Annotated in this window: 4 protein-coding genes; 1 reads left to right on the top strand and 3 read right to left on the bottom strand. The window is 45.8% G+C overall.

What is annotated here, in order from left to right; translation table 11 throughout:
• Nucleotides 1-90: 90 nt before the first annotated feature.
• Together H6F63_RS26540 and H6F63_RS26545 are read right to left on the bottom strand one after the other, a co-directional pair.
• Entirely contained in the window at nt 91-1,386 is a 1,296-nt protein-coding gene (locus H6F63_RS26540; RefSeq protein ID WP_190640317.1) for a hypothetical protein, read from the bottom strand.
• 151 nt (nt 1,387-1,537) lie between these two features.
• The gene (locus H6F63_RS26545) at nt 1,538-3,763 is read right to left on the bottom strand and encodes an AAA family ATPase (RefSeq protein ID WP_190640318.1); all 2,226 of its coding nucleotides are present in this window, start codon (nt 3,761-3,763) and stop codon (nt 1,538-1,540) included.
• Between the two features lie 158 nt (nt 3,764-3,921).
• Here H6F63_RS26545 and H6F63_RS26550 point away from each other — a divergent pair, with 158 nt between their 5' ends.
• The gene (locus H6F63_RS26550) at nt 3,922-4,119 is read left to right on the top strand and encodes a hypothetical protein (protein WP_190640319.1); all 198 of its coding nucleotides are present in this window, start codon (nt 3,922-3,924) and stop codon (nt 4,117-4,119) included.
• Here the strand turns inward: H6F63_RS26550 and H6F63_RS26555 are convergent.
• A partial coding sequence (locus tag H6F63_RS26555) for an IS630 family transposase (RefSeq protein WP_190640320.1) occupies nt 4,116-4,781 on the bottom strand: 666 nt, incomplete at its 5' end. The two genes, H6F63_RS26550 and H6F63_RS26555, sit on opposite strands and share 4 nt — an antisense overlap.

A 4,781-nucleotide genomic window follows, 5' to 3' on the forward strand; every position in this document is an offset into this window, starting at 1 on the left:
ATCACAGATATCTGCAAAGGCTTCGACAATGGCTAATTGAGGCATCTGGTCTCAGGCTTGGGGAGATGACCTAACTACCATATCAGTCACTCAGTTAGAATGAAATAGCCCTGCATCGGGATCGGTCTTCATAACTTCCCTAAATACTTCAGTCTCCATACTAGCCAACCAAGCCACAGTTTCATTCAACTGCGGGATAATTCTGCTATCAGGCTCGTCAGAATGAACAATCAAATTTACCATTTGAAATGGATGCAAATTGTGTTGCTTTAGATACCAAGCAGCAAGAAATTCAGCATAAGTTTGATGCCCCCATCCCATACGATTTAATCCACGAGATGAGAACAAACCAGTATCTAAAACTTCTTCAACAACTGTTTCAGTAACTTCAAACTCTCTACCACTGACGCTTTCACTTCCCTGACAGATTTTTCGGAGAAGCACATCTTCATCCGGAACATTATCCTGTTCTCTTCCAGTCCAGACAGCGAATCGATTAGCAAAAATGGTAACAGTGGCAATACGAGCTGCAACAATCAAGCGCTGTTCAAGATTAAGCTTACCTTTAAGCCTTGATGCAAGGCGGCTCTCGTTAGATTCTTCACAAAGACAGCGACAACCTTCAAGATAGAGTTCATGCAATCTCTGATTAGCAGGGAATTGATTATTGTGACGATGGTAAGTATTCAGAAGAAATTTCAACGTAACTGGTTTGATAGCTAAGGACACAATGTTTTTCTTTTGAAGGTCTTCTAAAAAGCCATCAAGCTCAATTGCCTCAGCTCTTGCTGCTTCTCTGACATCTTTGCGACGAAGTGGAGCTAGTTCGTAAACTCCTACGGCATCTTTTCCCCAGAGTTGTTTTAATCCATCCTCTAAAACTGGTGACCAGATAGCTGTTCGACAAGCAATACGAAGGTGCAGACGCTGAATTTGATCGCGATATTCCTTAAACTCATCAACTAGTAGAGTTGCTAACGTCTCTATTCGCAGAAGGCATTCGTCGAGACTATCTAGAAAAATGTGTAGTTGATGTGTGCCTCTCAGCCAGTTGGTAAATTCTGCACTGTCAAATAATTTTCGCGCTAGCCATTCCGGGCTGGAATATGAGCGAAGGTCTCTAAGAAGTACCTGACCACCTTGTTCTTGGATCTTAGTAGTAATAATTGCTTGCTCTGCTGTCATAGCATGGGTTTTGCCCATGCCTGGTTCTCCCAAGAGAACTAAACACGGTAACTTGGATATTGCTTCAAAGGTGACGAGGTCTGGATTGTATACGTTTCCCCATTCTGCTTGTGGGTCGCACAAATAACCACCATCTGCTAGATTGATACGCCCTGACCGAGGACACCAAAACCGCTTCCAACTGTAAATTCGATCTGACATTTTGAGCGATTGAACATGTAGAACAATAGTTCTTATTCAAGGATAGCCTCTCAACTGCAAAGAGTCTGTCAGATATGGCTTCGACTAATTATGGAGTAAAATTTCCCCTGCGCTTGTTGCGCCAGTTAGGAATACATAAATTGCTACAGAACTATCTGAACGACAACTCAGCCCGGACAAAAGCGATCGCACTTTCCCAATTAACCGTCTGATGAAGCAGGGAGCGGATAAATAGCTCTTTTATAGTCCGGATTTCTTCTTCGTGGAGGTGCTTCGCCAAATGCGCCGCATACGAGGGTCTATTCGTTACAGAAGTAGTTGCGAACCAGCGATCAATTAAGGCTGGTGTAATATGCATTTGGGTAAGCTCACGCTGTTCATCCACTTTAACCACAAATCCTACCGACTCGAAGGCAACCCGTAGATCATCCATATCCCAGTTCACCATTGGGTCTAACTTCTCGGTGTAAATTGCCTCTTCCGCTGCCACTAATCGCTGGTACAAGTCAGCATTCAGCTTCGACTTTTCGAGTAAACGATAAAGCCGTTGCGTGTGGCGTGGCACCGTCTCGGCTAGTACCAAAACTCCCGACTGTTGCAGCCATTGAGCTAACAGTTTAGCTGCTGCAAGTTTATCCGGCTCATGGATAAGCGCATTGCGCCCGATAATGCAGTCAAACCGGATATCGGGGACTTGCGTTGCTAAAACCTCTAGCAACTGGGTTAAGGTAGAACTCAACACAAAAGGACGCTTGAGGAGAGGAAGTGCCGCCACCTGTTCTTGTAGAGCAACAGCTTGAGCTGATGTCCGAGTACAGGCATAAACGCCACCTTCTGGTACCCGACGCAGAGCTTCAAAGGTGAGTAAACCGCTACCTGCATTCAAGTCCAAAACGACATGGTGACGCTGAAGTTGAGTCAGGGTGAAAATGCGATCGCGTATTGTAGCGAGTTGCTCACCCACCTGACTCAATGTCCGTTGCAACCATCGGTCAACCGTGCGGTCAGTTGGCCCTGTTGTTAGCACTTCAACGGGTGAGACAAAAACACCCTCTGCCACCGCTTCAAGTTGCGCTTCTCGATGACGTGCTACCTGCGTCTTAATTTCTCCTTCAAACCCCTGTGTTGAGGGTTGATAAAACACCTGTCCCTGCAAACTGGTAGGCAAATACTGTTGAGCCACCCAATGGTCGCGGTAGGCATGAGGATAAAGATAACCTGCTCCATGCCCCAATCCTTTCTTGTCCCGGTTGGCATCCTTCAAGTGATTGGGTACTTCCGCCTCCCGTTCCTTCTCAACCACGAAGAGAGCATCGAAAAAGCCCATGACGCTGTTAGATTTGGGAGCGTTGGCGAGATAAAGCGTAGCTTGAGCCAAGTGATAGCGTCCTTCCGGCATCCCTACCCACTCAAAGGCTTGGGCGCAGCCATTAACGACCACGACAGCATTGGGGTCAGCCAGTCCCACATCTTCACTAGCTAAAATTAACATTCGCCGGAAAATGAAGCGAGGGTCTTCCCCGGCATAGACCATTTTTGCTAGCCAGTATAAAGCCGCATCTGGGTCGGAACCGCGCAAACTTTTGATAAAGGCACTAATGGTATCGAAGTGGGCATCTCCTTCCTTGTCATAGAGCACTGCCCTTTGCTGTATGGATTCCTCTGCCACAGCCAGCGTAACGCGAACAGTCCCGGTTTCGTCGGGGGGTGTGGTTTCGACGGCTAATTCCAAGGCATTGAGTAATGAACGGGCATCACCATTGGCGACATTGACTAGGTGAGCGATCGCATCCGGCTCTACTGTTACAGATAGCGTCCCATAACCGCGTTCTGAGTCATTTAGTGCCTGTTCGAGGACACCGCGTAAGTCAGCTTCATCGAGAAGCTTGAGTTGAAAGATGCGCGAACGACTCACTAAAGCTTTGTTAACTTCAAAATAGGGATTTTCTGTCGTCGCACCAATGAGAATAACCGTCCCGTTTTCCACCCAAGGGAGCATTGCATCTTGCTGCGACTTATTGAAGCGGTGAACCTCGTCAACGAAAAGGATAGTGCGCTGAGTATGTTCCTTTTGGCGTTTTTGAGCCGTAGAAATTGCATCCCGAATCTCTTTTACCCCAGAGAGAACAGCATTAATCGCAATGAAGTGAGCGCGGGTGGTGTTAGCAATAATCCGAGCGAGGGTTGTTTTCCCCGTGCCAGGTGGGCCAAAAAAGATCAGGGAAGAAAGTTGGTCAGCTTGAATCGCACGGCGCAACAGGCGTCCAGGACCAATGATGTGGTCTTGCCCGATAAATTCATCGAGGGTGCGAGGACGCATCCTAGCGGCGAGGGGTGCCTCGTTGTCCGCTGATTGTTGGCGCACAAAGTCGAACAAGTCCGTTTTTACCCGAAAAGCAAATCGATATTTGTCAGTATAGGGTAACCCTTTATCAGCTAAAAATCATTAAAGCCAAGTTTGAATGGGCAGTTCCTCTGTCTAGAGGAGAAATTCGTAATCTTTCATTTCAAGGCAGTTAAAACGAGCGCTTTCCTATGCATCTAGAGACTCTAAATGGGCAGCCTGCCAGCATTCTCGGTTTAGCAGGAGGTCAGGGTATGGATACATCCTGTGCAGCAGTGGCGTTTGAGGCAGGAGTTAATTATTTCTTTTTTTACGATTTGTCCCACGAAAACTTGCTCAATGGATTCAAGCCAATAGTTGCAACTCATCGCGAGCAGGTAAGTAGCTAGACAAAATTAATTACATAGCTTTTTCCAAATTCTCTCAAAATCTTTTCAACAGATGCAACAAAGGTTTCCCAAGCTTTGTAAGCATCAATCTCAATCCATTCATACTTAATAAACCGCAACAAAATTTCAATTAAATTTAATTCGGGAGAGTAGGAGGGTAACTCAAAAATGCTAAGATTCCGTTCTCGCCATTCTTCCCGTTTCTCAAGAATGGCATCACTGGTATGAATAGATGATTGATCGACAACAATCACTGTTGGCTTATCCACTACTGGGAAAAAAGCATCAATACAAGCGATAACCACATCGGAATTAATACTTTGAAGTGAAACACAAGTTTCCAGATGATTACCCCGATTCATTATCCCCAAAATATTTAAACGCCGACTATGACAACTGGAAATCTCTAAGTATTCTCCAATATCTTGCCAGCCATAGGGGACAGAAGGAATCCGGCTAAATCCCACTTCATCTAAGTAATACAAGTCAATTTTCCCTTCATCCTCTAATCGCTTCAGTTGGGCAAGCTGTGCCTTCTTTTCCTCATAATCTTGAGGATTAGGTTCTCCTCCTACGGCTCTACGCATCCGATGCCAACTCATTGATAGAGCTTTAAGTATTCTTTTAATTGTTTTGGTGCTGATGCTAACTCCCCATTCCTC

The organism is Trichocoleus sp. FACHB-40 (assembly GCF_014695915.1).
Taxonomy (GTDB): domain Bacteria; phylum Cyanobacteriota; class Cyanobacteriia; order Cyanobacteriales; family FACHB-T130; genus Funiculus; species Funiculus sociatus.